Annotated in this window: 16 protein-coding genes; 9 read left to right on the forward strand and 7 right to left on the reverse strand. The window is 70.5% G+C overall.

Going from position 1 to position 13,265, the window contains the following annotated elements; all coding sequences use genetic code 11:
* Window positions 1-9: 9 nt before the first annotated feature.
* Window positions 10-1,062 (reverse strand): sigma-70 family RNA polymerase sigma factor, encoded by a 1,053-nt coding sequence (locus tag ACRYCC_RS22230; protein WP_433814893.1) that lies wholly within the window; start codon window positions 1,060-1,062, stop codon window positions 10-12.
* A 172-nt stretch (window positions 1,063-1,234) separates the two neighbouring features.
* On the opposite strand from ACRYCC_RS22230, the gene ACRYCC_RS22235 reads away from it, so the two are divergent.
* The gene (locus ACRYCC_RS22235) at window positions 1,235-1,756 is read left to right on the forward strand and encodes a SigE family RNA polymerase sigma factor (protein ID WP_433814895.1); all 522 of its coding nucleotides are present in this window, start codon (window positions 1,235-1,237) and stop codon (window positions 1,754-1,756) included.
* Window positions 1,753-2,442 (forward strand): permease-like cell division protein FtsX, encoded by a 690-nt coding sequence (locus ACRYCC_RS22240; protein ID WP_433814896.1) that lies wholly within the window; start codon window positions 1,753-1,755, stop codon window positions 2,440-2,442. The genes ACRYCC_RS22235 and ACRYCC_RS22240 overlap by 4 nt, the downstream gene beginning before the upstream one ends.
* A 100-nt stretch (window positions 2,443-2,542) precedes the next feature.
* Here ACRYCC_RS22240 and ACRYCC_RS22245 read toward each other — a convergent pair whose 3' ends face one another.
* A complete protein-coding gene (locus ACRYCC_RS22245; RefSeq protein WP_433814898.1) occupies window positions 2,543-3,823 on the reverse strand; it encodes a beta-ketoacyl-[acyl-carrier-protein] synthase family protein in 1,281 nt (426 codons plus the stop codon).
* Between the two features lie 425 nt (window positions 3,824-4,248).
* Between ACRYCC_RS22245 and ACRYCC_RS22250 the strand changes: the two genes are divergently transcribed.
* Together ACRYCC_RS22250 and ACRYCC_RS22255 are read left to right on the forward strand one after the other, a co-directional pair.
* Window positions 4,249-4,884 (forward strand): DUF998 domain-containing protein, encoded by a 636-nt coding sequence (locus ACRYCC_RS22250; protein ID WP_433814899.1) that lies wholly within the window; start codon window positions 4,249-4,251, stop codon window positions 4,882-4,884.
* A 219-nt stretch (window positions 4,885-5,103) separates the two neighbouring features.
* Window positions 5,104-5,319 carry a hypothetical protein gene (locus ACRYCC_RS22255; RefSeq protein ID WP_433814900.1) on the forward strand — a complete coding sequence of 72 codons (216 nt, stop codon included), beginning with the start codon at window positions 5,104-5,106 and terminating at the stop codon, window positions 5,317-5,319.
* 139 nt (window positions 5,320-5,458) lie between these two features.
* Here ACRYCC_RS22255 and ACRYCC_RS22260 read toward each other — a convergent pair whose 3' ends face one another.
* Together ACRYCC_RS22260 and ACRYCC_RS22265 are read right to left on the reverse strand one after the other, a co-directional pair.
* Window positions 5,459-6,190, reverse strand: coding sequence for an SRPBCC family protein (locus tag ACRYCC_RS22260; RefSeq protein WP_433814902.1), 732 nt, complete (start codon window positions 6,188-6,190; stop codon window positions 5,459-5,461).
* Window positions 6,187-6,774 (reverse strand): ArsR/SmtB family transcription factor, encoded by a 588-nt coding sequence (locus tag ACRYCC_RS22265; RefSeq protein WP_433814904.1) that lies wholly within the window; start codon window positions 6,772-6,774, stop codon window positions 6,187-6,189. The genes ACRYCC_RS22260 and ACRYCC_RS22265 overlap by 4 nt, the downstream gene beginning before the upstream one ends.
* 283 nt (window positions 6,775-7,057) lie before the next feature.
* Between ACRYCC_RS22265 and ACRYCC_RS22270 the strand changes: the two genes are divergently transcribed.
* Together ACRYCC_RS22270 and ACRYCC_RS22275 are read left to right on the forward strand one after the other, a co-directional pair.
* Window positions 7,058-7,963, forward strand: a complete 906-nt coding sequence (locus tag ACRYCC_RS22270; protein ID WP_433814906.1) for an ABC transporter ATP-binding protein — start codon at window positions 7,058-7,060, stop codon at window positions 7,961-7,963.
* Window positions 7,960-8,724 carry an ABC transporter permease gene (locus tag ACRYCC_RS22275; protein WP_433814908.1) on the forward strand — a complete coding sequence of 255 codons (765 nt, stop codon included), beginning with the start codon at window positions 7,960-7,962 and terminating at the stop codon, window positions 8,722-8,724. Before ACRYCC_RS22270 ends, ACRYCC_RS22275 begins: the two co-directional genes overlap by 4 nt.
* 25 nt (window positions 8,725-8,749) lie before the next feature.
* Here ACRYCC_RS22275 and ACRYCC_RS22280 read toward each other — a convergent pair whose 3' ends face one another.
* On the reverse strand, window positions 8,750-8,944 hold the full coding sequence (locus ACRYCC_RS22280; RefSeq protein ID WP_433814910.1) for a hypothetical protein: 195 nt from the start codon (window positions 8,942-8,944) through the stop codon (window positions 8,750-8,752).
* A gap of 149 nt (window positions 8,945-9,093) precedes the next feature.
* On the opposite strand from ACRYCC_RS22280, the gene ACRYCC_RS22285 reads away from it, so the two are divergent.
* The gene (locus ACRYCC_RS22285; protein WP_433814912.1) at window positions 9,094-9,915 is read left to right on the forward strand and encodes a GntR family transcriptional regulator; all 822 of its coding nucleotides are present in this window, start codon (window positions 9,094-9,096) and stop codon (window positions 9,913-9,915) included.
* 16 nt (window positions 9,916-9,931) lie between these two features.
* On the opposite strand, the gene ACRYCC_RS22290 is transcribed toward ACRYCC_RS22285, so the two are convergent.
* Window positions 9,932-10,345: a hypothetical protein gene (locus ACRYCC_RS22290; protein ID WP_433814914.1), complete on the reverse strand. Its 414-nt coding sequence runs from the start codon at window positions 10,343-10,345 to the stop codon at window positions 9,932-9,934.
* 223 nt (window positions 10,346-10,568) lie between these two features.
* Between ACRYCC_RS22290 and ACRYCC_RS22295 the strand changes: the two genes are divergently transcribed.
* Window positions 10,569-11,507 carry an aldo/keto reductase gene (locus tag ACRYCC_RS22295; RefSeq protein WP_433814916.1) on the forward strand — a complete coding sequence of 313 codons (939 nt, stop codon included), beginning with the start codon at window positions 10,569-10,571 and terminating at the stop codon, window positions 11,505-11,507.
* A 153-nt stretch (window positions 11,508-11,660) separates the two neighbouring features.
* Here the strand turns inward: ACRYCC_RS22295 and ACRYCC_RS22300 are convergent, their stop codons facing one another.
* Window positions 11,661-11,873, reverse strand: a complete 213-nt coding sequence (locus ACRYCC_RS22300; RefSeq protein ID WP_433814918.1) for a hypothetical protein — start codon at window positions 11,871-11,873, stop codon at window positions 11,661-11,663.
* A gap of 548 nt (window positions 11,874-12,421) precedes the next feature.
* Between ACRYCC_RS22300 and ACRYCC_RS22305 the strand changes: the two genes are divergently transcribed.
* Complete coding sequence (locus ACRYCC_RS22305; RefSeq protein ID WP_433814920.1) at window positions 12,422-13,171, forward strand: maleylpyruvate isomerase N-terminal domain-containing protein; 750 nt, start codon at window positions 12,422-12,424, stop codon at window positions 13,169-13,171.
* Window positions 13,172-13,265 lie beyond the last annotated feature (94 nt).

Raw genomic sequence — 13,265 nt, forward strand, 5'->3', positions numbered from 1 at the left:
GCGCCCGGGTCAGGGCAGCACGGTGGGCAGCCCGAAGCGCGCGAAATGGCCGCGGCCGACGAACGAGGTGATCTCGGCGATCCGCTCGCCGCGCAGGGTCAACACGTTGATCGACCAGCCGAGGTAGGCGCCGGCGTCGTCGTCCCAGCGGTAGCCGCCCACGGCGGGCTGGGCGATGGCACTGGCCGGGAGGTGCCGCCAGGCTCCGCATCGGGTCAGCGGGAGTTGCACGGCGAAGTCGGTGACGGCGTCGAGGCCGTGGTACCAGTGCGCCAGCGGCGGCATCGACCAGGTGACGTCCTCGGTCAGCAGCGCGACCAGGGCGTCGGCGTCGCCGCGCTCCAGCGCCGCGGAGTACCCGGCGACGATCTCCCGCACCCGCGCGTCGTCGATCTCCCGCAGCGTCCGCTGCTGGGTGGGGGAGGGGATCCTCTCGGCGGCGATCCGGCGGGCCCGCTGCAGGGCGCTGTTCACCGACGCGGTGGTGGTGTCCATCATGGCGGCGATCTCGGCGGCGGAGAAGCCGAGGACCTCGAAGAGCAGCAGCGCCGCCCGCTGGTTGCCCGGCAGGTGCTGCAGGGCGGCGACGAAGGCGAGCTCGATGGCTTCGCGCTGCTCGTAGCGGGCGTCCGGGGCGGCCGGACCGTGGCGGAGGCCCCCGTCGGGGTACGGGCCCAGCCAGGCGATGTCGGTGTGCGGTGCGTCCCCGACCATGGCGTGGTCGCTGGCCGGGCCGAGGTCGACGGGCATGGCTCGCCTGCCGCGGGTCTGGACGATGTCCAGGCAGGTGCGGGTGGCCACGGTGTAGAGCCACGAGCGCAGCGAACCGCGCCCCTCGAAGCGCGCGAGCCCTCGCCAGGCCCGCAGCAGGGCGTCCTGCAGGGCGTCGTCGGCGTCGTGGGCCGAGCCGAGCATGCGGTAGCAGTGGGCGTGCAGCTCGGCCCGCAGTGGCCGCACGAGGTGGGTGAACGCGTCGTCGTCCCCGTCGCGCGCCCGGGCCAGGTCGGCATCCTCGGCGCGCTCCGCCGACGTGTCCACGGTCTGCGATGAAATTTCGCTCACGAGCGGTGATTCTGCCCCACGGTGAGGCTGACCGGCTCGCCACGCGTCCGGCGCGGACACCGGCGAGGGCGGATCACCGTGCATCCCCGGCTCCGCGCCGGCGGGAGGTTTCTTTGCCGCACAAGCAACCAGAAGGGGGTGAGTGAGTCTCTTGTACATGAATGTTGATGCGGTGGATCTACCAGTCACCCGCACCGGAACCGGTACGGGCGAGGCCACGGCCGGGGTCACCCGGCTGTATCGAGGGCATTCGCTCGGCCTGATGCGGCTGGCCCTGGTGATGACCGGCGACCGGCAGACCGCCGAGGACGTCGTCCAGGAGGCGTTCCTCGGGCTCTACCGGCGGTGGGCGCACCTGCGGGATCGGGACAAGGCGCTGACCTACGTACGGTCGGCCGTGCTCAACGGCTGCCGTTCCGCGTCGCGCCGGCAGAAATGGAGGCTGCGCGGCGAGCATCTGCCCCCGGTCTGGTCGGCGGAGTCCGAGGCAATGGTCGGCGAAGACCGGCGTGAGGTGATGGCCGCCCTGCAACGGCTGCCCATCCGGCAGCGCGAGGCCCTGGTGCTCCGCTATTTCTGCGAGCTCTCCGAGGAGGAGATCGCCGAGGCGATGAAGGTCAGCCGCGGCACCATCAAGTCGACCACGTCCCGGGCGCTGGCAGCGCTGGGCCGGCTCTTGGAGGAGGAGCGATGAACAGCACGGAGACCCGCTTGCAGGACGCCCTGGCCGCTGTCGGTGAGATCGTCGGCCCCGGCGACGTTCGCGAGCTGGCCCTTCCGGCTCGGCGCCGGCTGCCCGGCCCGCGATGGCTGGTCTTCGGCGCGGCCGCCGCCGGCCTCGCCGTCGCCGTGGCGCTCGGTCCCCTCGGCGGCTCCCCGGTCGCCTCCCGGCCGGATCCGTCGGCCTACGCGAACCTCTCGGTCTTCCTCTGCGTGCCGCCCAGCTCCAACCCCGGCTGCCACCACACCGACGCCACGCAACGGCAGAAGGCCGCGATCCTCGCCGCCCTCCGCGGTTTCCCCGGGGTGAGGACGGTGGCGTACGAATCGAAGGCGCAGGCCCTGGCGGTGTTCCGCGCCAAGTTCAAGGACAGGCCCGGGTTGCTGGCCGGTACGCCTCCCGGGGCCATCCCCGACTCCTATCGCGTGCGGCTCCAGGCTCCCGCCGAGCCCCTCAGGATCGCCAGAGCCGTCCGCGCCCTCCCCGGAGTCGACCAGGTCGTCATCACCGAGCCCCACGACCACCGCAAGAGGCTCGTCGCCGACCCCTCGGCCACGAAGATCGAGACGGATGTGCGCGACCGCGCCGGGCGACCGCTCGCGGTGCCCCGTGTACCGCCGGTTCGGGTACTGCCCGATCGTCCGGTGGCCCGCGCGTAGACCAGATCAGGGCGGGACCGCCGAAACGGTGGTCCCGCCCCCGCTCGGCGCAGGACTCTCCGCCATGCCCGACCGGTGCCCGATGGTTCGTGCGGGACTGTCAGGAGCTCTCCGGGCTGAGCACGAGGACGGCGTTGTGGCCGCCGAAACCGATGGAGTTGGACAGCACCGGAGCCGGCTCGATGCACAGCGGGCCGCCGGTCACGACGTCCAGTCCCTCGGCGCCCGGGCCGCCGCGGTAGTGGGGGACCGGCGGAACGAGCCCGTCGCGTGCGCAGAGCAACGCGATGGCCGCCTCGAACGCGCCGCCGGCTCCGAGCAGGTAGCCGGTCACGCCCTTGGTCGCGGTGATGGGCGGCACGCCGTTCGCCGCACCGGCGAAACAGGCGCGGAGGGCGGCGGCCTCGGCCTGGTCGTTGATCTGCGTGGAACTGCCATGCGTGTTCACGTGCCCGATGTCGTGCGGACTGAGACGGGCGTCGGCCAGAGCGGCCGTCATCGTACGCGCGATCACGGCGCCCTCCTCGCTCGGCCGCACGATGTGCGAGGCGTCGGTGGTGGCCGCGTAGCCCGCGATCTCACCGTAGATCCGGGCCCCGCGCCGCGCGGCGTCCTCCGCCCGCTCCAGTACGAGGAACGCCGCGCCCTCGCCCATGACGAAGCCGTCCCGTTCCCGGTCGAACGGCCGGCAGGCCTCGGCCGGCGCGTGGTTGCGCCGCGACAGCGCCCCCAGCCGGGCGAAACCCGCGATGAAGAACGGCGTGAGGAGGGAGTCGACCCCGCCCGCGACGGCCCGGTCGATCCGGCCGGCGCGGATCGCCTGGACGGCCTCGCCGATGGCCGTCGCCCCGCTCGCGCAGGCCGTCGTGATCGTCAGGCAGGGGCCCTGGATGCCGTATCGGATGGAGATACGAGCGGCGGTGGAGTTCGGCATGATCATCGGTACGGTGATGACCGGCACCCTGGGCAGTGTCCCGGCGTGCTCGTGGGCCGCGAACGCGACGGCGGACACGAGGTTGACGCCGCCGCTTCCCACGTAGACGCCGCACCGATCGGCCAACCCGGCGAAGCCGGAGCCGGAGTCGGTCACTGCGTCGACGGCGGCCGCCACCCCGAGTTGCGTGGCCCGGTCCAGATGCCGGCGCTCCACCGTGGAGAAGTAGCCCTCCGGATCGAATCCCTGCACCGGGCAGCCGAAGGTGACGGGGACCCCCGCGTCGAGCAGCTCGGGGAGATGAACGGCTTGCGGCTTGCCCGAGAGCACGGTGGCATAGGCGTCTTCGAGGGTGTTTCCGGCGGGGCTCTTGACACCCATCCCGGTGACCACGACCCGCGAAACGCCGCTGTCCGCAGAGCGCGAGAAACTGCTTGCGACTGTCATCTGACCACCTCGTGCTCGGCACCGCGCGCCAGGCGTTGAAAAGTGGACAAGCAGCGGAGGTCATGGCGCTGACCGGCGTTCCGGCAAATGGGAAGTTGCTCGATATGAGGTTCGGACCGGCGGTGTCCGGTCACGGATACGGCAATGAGAGTCCGTTGTCGGTGTATGAAGAAAAGCGGCTGTCGACTTCCCGGGCTCTCCGCCGGTCGGCCTGCCGGGAAGTCTACGGTCGGGGTCACCCGCCGTGCTTTGCGTCGGCACCACATTTACGAAGGGCCTGGCCTCATCTCCGTGACAATCGGCGGGTCTCCTCCCATGGTCCGTGCGCGCTCAGCCGAGGCGTACAGGCCGAATCCGCGGGATGTCCGCCGGGCCACGGCGGCTCCGACGTCTCCGGTGCAGACCCACTCACCAGGGAGACACCGATGACGGCGAACACCACCGTGACCACCCCACCTGCCTCCGCCACAGCGGCCAAGCTGTCGAGCGCGGCCATCATCGTGTACCAGATACTGCTGCTGGCGGTGATCTTCATCAGGCCGGAGCTGGACCCGGCGCGCAAACCCATCAGCGAATACGCGATCGGGCGCCACGGATGGGTCATGGTGTCGGCGTTCCTCACCGCGGCCGCCGCCTACGGTTGCCTGTTCGTGGCCGTCCGGCCGGCGGTACGCGGCGTCGCCGGCCGCATCGGGCTCGGCGTCCTCGGCGTCTGCGTGGCCGGCACGGCCGGGGTGGGCGTGTTCGTCGCCGATCCGGTGGTGACGCCGCTGACCGGGCTGACGGTCATCGGCACCCTGCACGTCGTCTGCGGGTTCGGAGCCCTGGTGCTCCTGCCGTTCGCGGCGCTGCTCCTCAACCTGGACCTGGCCCGCGGAGACGCGGCCACGGCACCGGTGCTGCGGTGGACGGCGGGGCTGCCCCTGGCCGGCCTGGTCCTGCACTGGGCCCTGTCCCTGGCGATACCGCCGGAGGGCTGGCCGCCCCGCTTCCTCTTCCTGACCTACGCCGTGTGGCTGATCGTCCTCGCCGGGCACATCCGCCGGGCGAGCGGGGCGTGAACACGAGCCGGCGTTCACGCCGAGCAGCAGCGTCCGCGCCGCCCAGCAGGTCCGCTAGCCGGCCGGCGGCGTCCGCGCCCTGGCCGATCCCCTGGTAACGCGCGCCGAACAGCGTCACCTCCCGGCGCGCGGAGCACAGTAGGCGGTACTTGAGTCTGGATCGTCCAGGACGTGAGTGGCAGGCTGGGCGCGAGGACAGCGATAGAGGAGGGTCTCGCCTTGAGACAGATCTTCTTCTTCGGCTTTTTCATCATCGCGTTTGCGGTGGCTGCCGCCTTGGGAATCCCGGCCTGGCTCAGTGCGATCGGTGTCTTCGGTGTCTTCGGCGTCTTGGTGATCGTCGGGGCGTGGCTGGGCGGCGAGGAAGTGCCGGTAACCGGAGATGATCTTGACGAAGATTCCTGCAGCGGTGGCTGTGGCAGCTGCGGCGAGTAGGAGCCGGCAGTGACGATGGGTGATCGCAACAGTCGGCGTTCGGGCCGGCACAGATCACCACGTAGGACACGGTCCAAGGCGGTCGTCGGCCGCGGCACCCCCGCCGGCGCGGGGGTGCCGCGGTGCCGGCACCGGCCGGTCAGCCGAAGTGCTCGGCCGTCCAGGCGTCCCACGCGGTCTGCTCGTCGCGGCCCGCGAAGTTCTGGTGGCCGAGCACGAGGGCGTTCCCGCGGGCGGTACCCGAATGGATGAACCGGTACAGGCCCTCGTCCGTGCGGACGCCCAGGTTGACGGGCAGGTTCGCGTAGTAGACGACCCCGGCGGAGCCGTCCGGGAGCCGGACGGCTCCGCCCTCGGCGACCTCCGGCGTGACGCCCAGCGCCTCCGTGACGATCTTCCAGACGGCGTCCGGGTCGCCCGCTCCGGGCCGGAAGACCGTCGTGACCGACGGGGTGCGGCCGGTGAAGTACGTGACGTACTGCTTGAGGGTCTCCAGGTAGATGGGCCAGCCGGCCTTCATCGCCTCGAACTCGGTCTCCCAGTCGTCGCCCAGCATGCCGCTCTGCACGAGCCGCAGCACGGTCGTGCCGCCGCCGCGCCCCTCGATGAGGTACTCGAACGCCATGAACCGGCCGTCGGGAGCCTCCGCGCCGCGGGTCGCGAGGCGGGTGCCCGGCTCGTATGCCGTGATCGTGGCCTGCTGGGTCTGGCCCATCATCGTGAGGTCGGCGGAACCGCCGGCGGACGTGCCGAGCCGGGTGTGCCCCATGAACCAGGAGTCGACGCCCGGCCCGGTCGCGATCGCGTCCCAGACCTGCTCGGGGGTGGCGCCGAGCTCGATCTCCTGGCTCAGCTCGAACGGATGTGTCATCGGGTTTCCTTCGTACTCGGGTGGACGGCCACGACGATCCGGTGGTCGCGACCGCGCTCAGCGGACTCGTCGTGGTACTTGGACACCAGGGCCGTGACGGCCCCCGCGAGCTCCTCGGCGAACGCGGCGCGGTCGGCGGCCGAGGCGAAGCGCACCTCGCCGTCGATCGCGAAGGTCGCGAGGCGCTTGTGCGCCTTGGCGGCCCCGGTGATGAGCGCTCCGACGTCACGGACCAGCCGGGCCGCGACGGCCAGCAGCCAGCTCGCCGACAGCTGATCGGGGGAGCGGGCCGGATCGGGCTCGACCGAGGCCAGCGCGGTCGGGGAGATCACGTAGGATGCCGCGGTCGCGCGCATGATGCGCTCGTTGACGTTGCCCTTGCGCCGCTCCTCGATCATCTCGACGAGCCCGTGAGCCTCTAGCGTCTTCAGGTGGTAGTTGACCTTCTGCCGGGCCAGGCCGACCTTGGCGGCCAGCATGGTCGCGGAGCCGGGCTCGCTCAGCTCTGCCAGCAGCCGGGCCCGGATGGGGTCCAGCGAGACCTCGGCGGCGGCCGGGTCCTCGATCACGGCGATGTCTTGCATGACTGCAGGGTACTTCCGACAAATTAGTCTGTCAAGGAAGCTTTGTTTTGCCAGACATGTCGCGCTTTTCCGGGACGGACGGCCGAGGCGCGGATCGGCTTGGAGGGGCCGCCGGCAGCCGGTGGGCGAACAGCTCCACCGTGCGCCGGGTGCACTCGCGGACCGTCTGGGCCGGCCGTCCGCCGTGCCCGCCGCGGCACGGATTCGGCCGCGTGCCGGATGACCGATGAGTTCCGCCGCGTCCACCGGTCTTAGTGGGAGAACCCGACGAGCAGAGGACACCATGAACGACGAGAGCAGGATCCGCGTGATCCCCGGTGAGGACGGCGGGCGCGGCGTGACCCAGACGGAGCGGGAACTGTCGGAGGGCCGCGCTACGGTCCCGGACATGAAGCTCGCAGTGGAGGCCGAGCGCCTCGTCAAGCAGTACCGCGGCCGGGGCGGGACGGTCGACGCCGTGCGTGGCGTGGACCTGAGCGTCGTCGCCGGCGAGGTCTTCGGCTTCCTCGGCCCGAACGGCGCGGGCAAGTCCACGACGATCCGGATGCTCACGACGCTGATGTCCATCACCTCGGGCACGGCGCGCGTCGCGGGCATCGATGTGATGGCCGACCCGGAGGCCGTGCGCCGGCGCATCGGCGTGGCGCTCCAGGAGGCGGGGTTGGACCAGCGCCAGACGGGGCGTGAGCTGCTCGTCCTGCAGGCGAGGTTGTTCGGCGGTTCGAAGGCGCAGGCCGCGGACCGGGCGGCGGAGCTGCTCGAACTGGTCGGGCTCGTCGAGGCGGGTGACCGGCGGATCAAGGGTTACTCCGGGGGGATGAAGCGCCGCCTCGACCTCGCGTCGGCGCTCGTCCACGAGCCCGACGTGCTCTTCCTCGACGAACCGACGACCGGCCTCGACCCGGCGAGCAGGCTCACGGTGTGGGACGAGGTGCGGCGCATCAACGCACACGGGACCACCGTCTTCCTCACGACCCAGTACCTCGAGGAGGCCGACCAGCTCTGCGACCGGCTCGCCATCATCGACGGAGGCCTGATCGTGCGCGAGGGGACACCGCAACAGCTGAAGGCCGACCTGCGGCAACGCCGCGGTCTGGATGCCGACCCCACGCTCGACGAGGTCTTCCTCGATGCCACCGGCCGCACCCGTGAGCGCCTCGCCGGCGAGGTCCAGGAGGTGTCGGCATGAGCGGCGTCCAGCAGGCGGGTGTCCTCGGCGGGCGGGCCATGCGGGAGGCGCTGCGCACGCCCGAATCCATGGTTCCGACGCTGTTCATCCCCATTTTCTTCCTCGTGGTCAACTTCGGGCAGGCCGGCAAGATCTTCCCGTCGAGCTCGACGTCGTTCCTGCACGGACAGAGCTACGCCGCCTTCCAGCTGCCGAGCTCGCTGCTGCTCGCGGCCTCGTTCGGCAGCGCGGCGCTGTTCCTCGTCGAGGACATCGAGGGCGGATACTTCGACAAGCTGCGCGCTGCTCCCATCTCGCGCAGCGCCCTCGTGACCGGGCGCCTGCTCGCCGAGGCGGCGAAGAGCGCGGTCATCACCGCGGTCCTGGTGCTCCTGGCACTGCCGTTCGGCATCTCGGTCGCGAGCGGGCCGCTCGGATTCTTGCTGCTGCTCGTGCTGGCCTCGATGTGGGCCGTGGTCTACGCCGGGTTCATGCAGCTCATCGCGCTCAAGACGCGCAGCGCGGCGGCCACCAACTCCGGGGGGCTCGTGTTCTTCCCGCTGCTGTTCCTCACCCCGAACTTCGTGCCCCGCGACCTGCTGACCCGGCCCATGGAGATCGCGGCAACCCTCAACCCGGTCACGTACGTGATGGAGGCGCTGCGCGCACTCATCCTGCAGGACTTCGCGTGGGCCGCGCTGGCGCGCGGATTCGGAGTGGTTGCGGTGCTCGGAGTGCTGATGGTCGTCCTCAACGTGAAGCTCATCCGCGACTACGACTGAGGTCCGCGCCGCCCGAGGGGGGCGTTCAGGCGTCGCGGTCCGGCCAGGTGACGAACAAGGTGTAGAGCAGGCCGCTCACCGCGACGCCCGCTCCCAGCGGAACCCCGATCGCCGGGGCGAGGAAGACCAGGACGCCGACGGTGACTCCGGCGAGGATGATGCCGGCGACCGCCAGGGCGTTCCAGGTGATGAGGACTCCACGCTGTGTGTTCCTGGGCACTTCAGCTCCCGAACTCAGCCGCTGATCACTCCGCATTTAACGTATACGCGAAGATTGATGTATACAAGTTCTTCTGCATTGGGTTCACTGTCAAGGGGATCCGGGCGGATGGTGACGCGGGATGTGAAAGGTACGGGTGAGAATCGACCTTGAGCGATAAGGGCGTGCCGGAACCGGCTGCACGGCGACGGCCGGCCTATGAGCTCATCGCCGACGACCTGCGAACCCAGATCCGCGAAGGCGTCTACCCGGCCGATGCCCGGCTGCCCACGATGGCGCGGCTGGCGGCGGAGTACGAGGTGTCGGACATCGTGATCCGCCGGTCGATAGCGACGCTGAAGTCCGAAGGCCTGGTCGAGACGCACGGCCGCGGCGGCATCCGGGTTCGGGAGGCGCCCAGGGCACGACGTGTGGCGATGAGCCGCTACACCAACCCGGTGAGCGCGACCGCTCCCGAACCCGCCGAGCAGGCGACCGCCTTCACCCGCGACCACCAGATCACCTGGTCGCAGTACCGGCTGGACAAGGAGTTCAGCAGGGTGACCGCGAGCCCCGAGATCGCCGGGCTGCTCGGCCGGGAACCCGGCACCGAACTGCTACGACGTCACTTCATCTTCTACGCCGCCGACGTGCCGTCGCAGATCTCCGTCAACTACCTGCCCTGGGACATCGTCGGAGGAACGCCGGTGGCCGATCCCGCCAGGGAACCCTGGCCCGGCGGCACCGCCGCTCAATGCGCCTTCCTGGGGCACCCGCTGACCCGCGTCGAGGAATCGGTCCGGTCCCGCATGCCGACCTCCGAAGAGGCCAGGATCCTGAGGATGCCGACCGGCGTCCCCGTCCTGACCATCACCCGGCGGATGCTCTCGGCCGCCACCGTCATGGAGGTATGCCGTGACATCGTCATCCCGGCCGATCGAGTGATCCTCGACTACGCCATCGACCTGGCACCGCGCGGCCCGGAGAGTTGACGAACGGGCTCCGGCCCTACTTCCTCCTCCAGCGGGCCTGGTGTTCGCCGTGCTTCTTCGTGCAGGTGAGGGTGCGGCCGTCCGGTGCCTTGGCGGTGCCGCCCTGCGGCTTGCAGAATTCCCCCGCCCTGGCGCCGGTGGCCGAACCCGGCACCACGACCCAGTGCCTGCGGGTCTGCCCGCGCTTGGCGACGCACCGCGCCATCGTGCCGTCGGTGGTCCTCCCCACCGCGTTCGGCACCGAGCAGTACGCGCCGGTCCGGACCGTGCCCGGCACGGTGGTCGCCCCCGAAGCGGCGGCGCCGGGCCTGCTCGCCGAGGCCGACAGGCCGGTCTGCGAGCCGGACACCTTGGCGGACTTACCGCCGCAGCCGGTCAACGTCATCGTGGCCATCAGGACCGCGACGCAGGTCGCCCGAACGTGCTTCATGTGATCCCCCCGGATATCACCTGAAGTGAAAGGTCGAGTGCACTGTCTCAGCCGGGCCGCCGCACCGCACGTTCCGCCGGGTGATGGCGCGTCGCGGACCGGCGCACTGCGCTACCCGCGGCGGCCGGTGAGCGGTCGCGGAGTCTCCGGTCCTGCGAGCGTACGGTTGACGTGTGGTGCGGGTGAGTGGTCTTCGGGGGGTGCGGGTGCACGAGTGGGGAGCATGACGCCGATCCGGCGAATGGGCCTGGGCCTGGCGGCGCTGGGGCGGCCGGCGTACATCAACCTCGGACGGGACGGTGAGCTGCCCGCCGAGCGGACGGTCGAGGCGATGCGTGCCGCGACCTGGCGGGTCCTGGACGCCGCGTACGCGGCGGGAATCCGCTGGGTGGACGTGGCGCGCTCGTACGGGCTGGCCGAGGAGTTCCTCGCGAGCTGGCTGGAGGCGCGCGGGCATCCCGAGCTCACCGTGTCCAGCAAGTGGGGATACTCCTATGTCGGCGGCTGGCGTCTCGACGCGGAGGTGCACGAGCTCAAGGAACACTCCCTGTCCCGGTTCCAGGAGCAGCTGGCGCAGACCGGGCAGCTGCTCGGCGAGCGCGTCGCGGTGTACCAGGTGCACTCCCTGACCGCGGACAGTCCGCTCTTCGGCGACGCGGCCCTCTTGCGCGCTCTCGCCGGGCTGGCCGCCGGGGGAGTACGCGTCGGGTTCTCGACCTCCGGCCCCTCCCAGGCCGAGACGGTACGCCGGGCACTGGACCTGGAGATCGACGGCCAGAGGCTTTTCACCGCGGTGCAGTCGACCTGGAACCTGCTCGAGCGGTCCGCCGGCGACGCGCTCCGTGCGGCGCAGGCCTCAGGCGCCCATGTCCTGGTCAAGGAGGCGCTGGCCAACGGCGGTCTCGCGGTCGATCCGCCGCCGTCCGTACGCCGCGCCGCGGAAAGGCACGGGGTCGGTCCGGACGCGATCGCGCTGGCGGCCGTACTCGCGCAGCCATGGGCGGACACCGTGCTCTCCGGCGCGGTGAGCAGCACGCAGCTGCACGGCAATCTCGCGGCCTCGGCCGTCGTCCTCGGCGAGCACGAACTCGCCGAGTTCGAGGATCTCGCGATGCCGCCCAGGGTGTACTGGAACCGGAGGGCGGCGCTTCCCTGGAGGTGATCACCTGGCCCTGGTGGCTCCAGGGTCAGGTATCACCCGCTGTGGTCGGTCACGACTCACTGTGACCGGCGTCGCCTCCGTTCCTACGGGACCGGATCGGACGGGTGCGCAGCCGCGAGCACCTGCTCACTCAGGACTCCGCACCGTGGGAGATCAGTCGTCCCAGTCGTCCCAGTCGCCCCAGCCATCGCAGTCGCCCCAGAAGTCGTCGCAGCTGTGGCCGGCCACCGCCGTCGTCTGAGTCTGAGGTGCGGTGGTCCCGGTGGCCGCGTTGGCCTGGGTGATGGCCGCGCCCACGGCGAAGACGTTCCCGGCCGCGAAGGCCAGGCCGGTCACGGTCAGTGCGAGAGGAGTCGGGATATGCATTGATCTACCTCCTTGTGAAATAGCCGTGAAGATGCGCACAATTTGTGCACGCTATTTTTGGGCGAGACGATAGATGCAGCCATTTTTGCGATTTGTCAGTACGTATCCGTACTTCAAAGCTTAGTGCCCTGAGGTGACCTCCGGAAACCGGAAAATGTTCGGTTTTGCTGTGTCTTGACATTTCCCGAGCCACCTTTCCTGGGGCTTGCGCCGTGTCCGAGCTCGACCGTTACCCGGAGGGGGTAGCGACTCGCCGACCGCGAAGGAACGCGGTGCGGTCGCCGCGGGGACGCGCGGACGGTGAGCCTTTCGGAGTGAGGAGGACGGTGCGGGATTTCCGCTCGCGAGCGCCGCCGGCGCCCCGGGGCCGCCTGGCAGAGGTATCGGCCTGTCGAATCGGCGCCTTGGAAGACGCGTTCCTCGTGCGGAATCCGGTGGAAGGCCGGCCCCACGGAGCCCTGCGCTGATCCGCCCGGCGCCACGCGCCGTGAGGACGTGGGCACGCCACCCGCCTTGAGCAGATCGATGGGGGAGGCGATGATCCCGTTATGGACTATGTCGCAGCCCTGCTCGAGCAGAACGAGTTGTTCGGTGAGCTCATCCGTGACGCCGACCCGTCGACCCCGGTGCCGACCTGTCCGGGGTGGACGATCCAGCAGCTGTTCCGGCACGTCGGCCGGGGCGACCGCTGGGCGGCCCAGATCGTGAGCGACCGGGTCGAGGATTATCTTGATCCACGCACGGTTCGTGACGGCAAGCCGCCCGCCGATCCGGACGGTGCCATCGAGTGGCTGCACGGTAGCGCTCGCGCCGTCGTCGAGGCGGTGGCGCACGTCGGCGAGGACACCCCGGTGTGGACCTTCCTGGGTCCGCGACCGGCGGCCTGGTGGGTGCGGCGAAGACTGCACGAGGCGACGGTGCACCGGGCGGACGCCGCACTGGCTCTGGGGGTGGGGTACGACCTGGCGGCCCCGCTGGCCGCGGACGCCATCTCGGAATGGCTCGACAGGCTCGCCGCGGAGCAGTGGAACGGGAGCCCGGCCCCGCTTGACTCCGGAGTCACCCTGCATGTGCACGCCACCGATGACCTGGACTCGGCCGGTGAATGGATGATCCGAGGTGGCCATGACGGTGTGTCGTGGGAACACGGGCACGGGAAGGGCACGGCGGCGGTCCGCGGACGCGCGGTGGATCTGCTGCTGGCCCTGGTCCGCCGGCGCCCGGCCGCAGACGCCGGCGTGCAGATAATCGGCGCTCAGGAGGTCTGGGCGAACTGGCTGAACCGCACTCCGCTCTGAACGCAGGTCGCACACCATGCCGGAATTCCGTAGCCGGAGGCAATTGTTTCCCTGATCAAGAAATCCTCTTAGTATTGTTCGGATGCACGGGGAG

The sequence above is a fragment of the Actinomadura scrupuli genome, from assembly GCF_050971785.1.
GTDB lineage: Bacteria > Actinomycetota > Actinomycetes > Streptosporangiales > Streptosporangiaceae > Actinomadura_E > Actinomadura_E scrupuli.

Excerpts from the sequence above, each read along its gene's own strand:
- ACRYCC_RS22245 (WP_433814898.1), bottom strand. The coding sequence starts at position 3,823 with ATGACAGTCGCAAGCAGTTTCTCGCGCTCTGCGGACAGCGGCGTTTCG.
- ACRYCC_RS22305 (WP_433814920.1), top strand. The coding sequence starts at position 12,422 with ATGGACTATGTCGCAGCCCTGCTCGAGCAGAACGAGTTGTTCGGTGAG.
- ACRYCC_RS22290 (WP_433814914.1), bottom strand. The coding sequence starts at position 10,345 with ATGAAGCACGTTCGGGCGACCTGCGTCGCGGTCCTGATGGCCACGATG.
- ACRYCC_RS22265 (WP_433814904.1), bottom strand. The coding sequence starts at position 6,774 with ATGCAAGACATCGCCGTGATCGAGGACCCGGCCGCCGCCGAGGTCTCG.
- ACRYCC_RS22300 (WP_433814918.1), bottom strand. The coding sequence starts at position 11,873 with ATGCATATCCCGACTCCTCTCGCACTGACCGTGACCGGCCTGGCCTTC.
- ACRYCC_RS22295 (WP_433814916.1), top strand. The coding sequence starts at position 10,569 with ATGACGCCGATCCGGCGAATGGGCCTGGGCCTGGCGGCGCTGGGGCGG.
- ACRYCC_RS22275 (WP_433814908.1), top strand. The coding sequence starts at position 7,960 with ATGAGCGGCGTCCAGCAGGCGGGTGTCCTCGGCGGGCGGGCCATGCGG.
- ACRYCC_RS22270 (WP_433814906.1), top strand. The coding sequence starts at position 7,058 with ATGAACGACGAGAGCAGGATCCGCGTGATCCCCGGTGAGGACGGCGGG.
- ACRYCC_RS22260 (WP_433814902.1), bottom strand. The coding sequence starts at position 6,190 with ATGACACATCCGTTCGAGCTGAGCCAGGAGATCGAGCTCGGCGCCACC.
- ACRYCC_RS22240 (WP_433814896.1), top strand. The coding sequence starts at position 1,753 with ATGAACAGCACGGAGACCCGCTTGCAGGACGCCCTGGCCGCTGTCGGT.
- ACRYCC_RS22250 (WP_433814899.1), top strand. The coding sequence starts at position 4,249 with ATGACGGCGAACACCACCGTGACCACCCCACCTGCCTCCGCCACAGCG.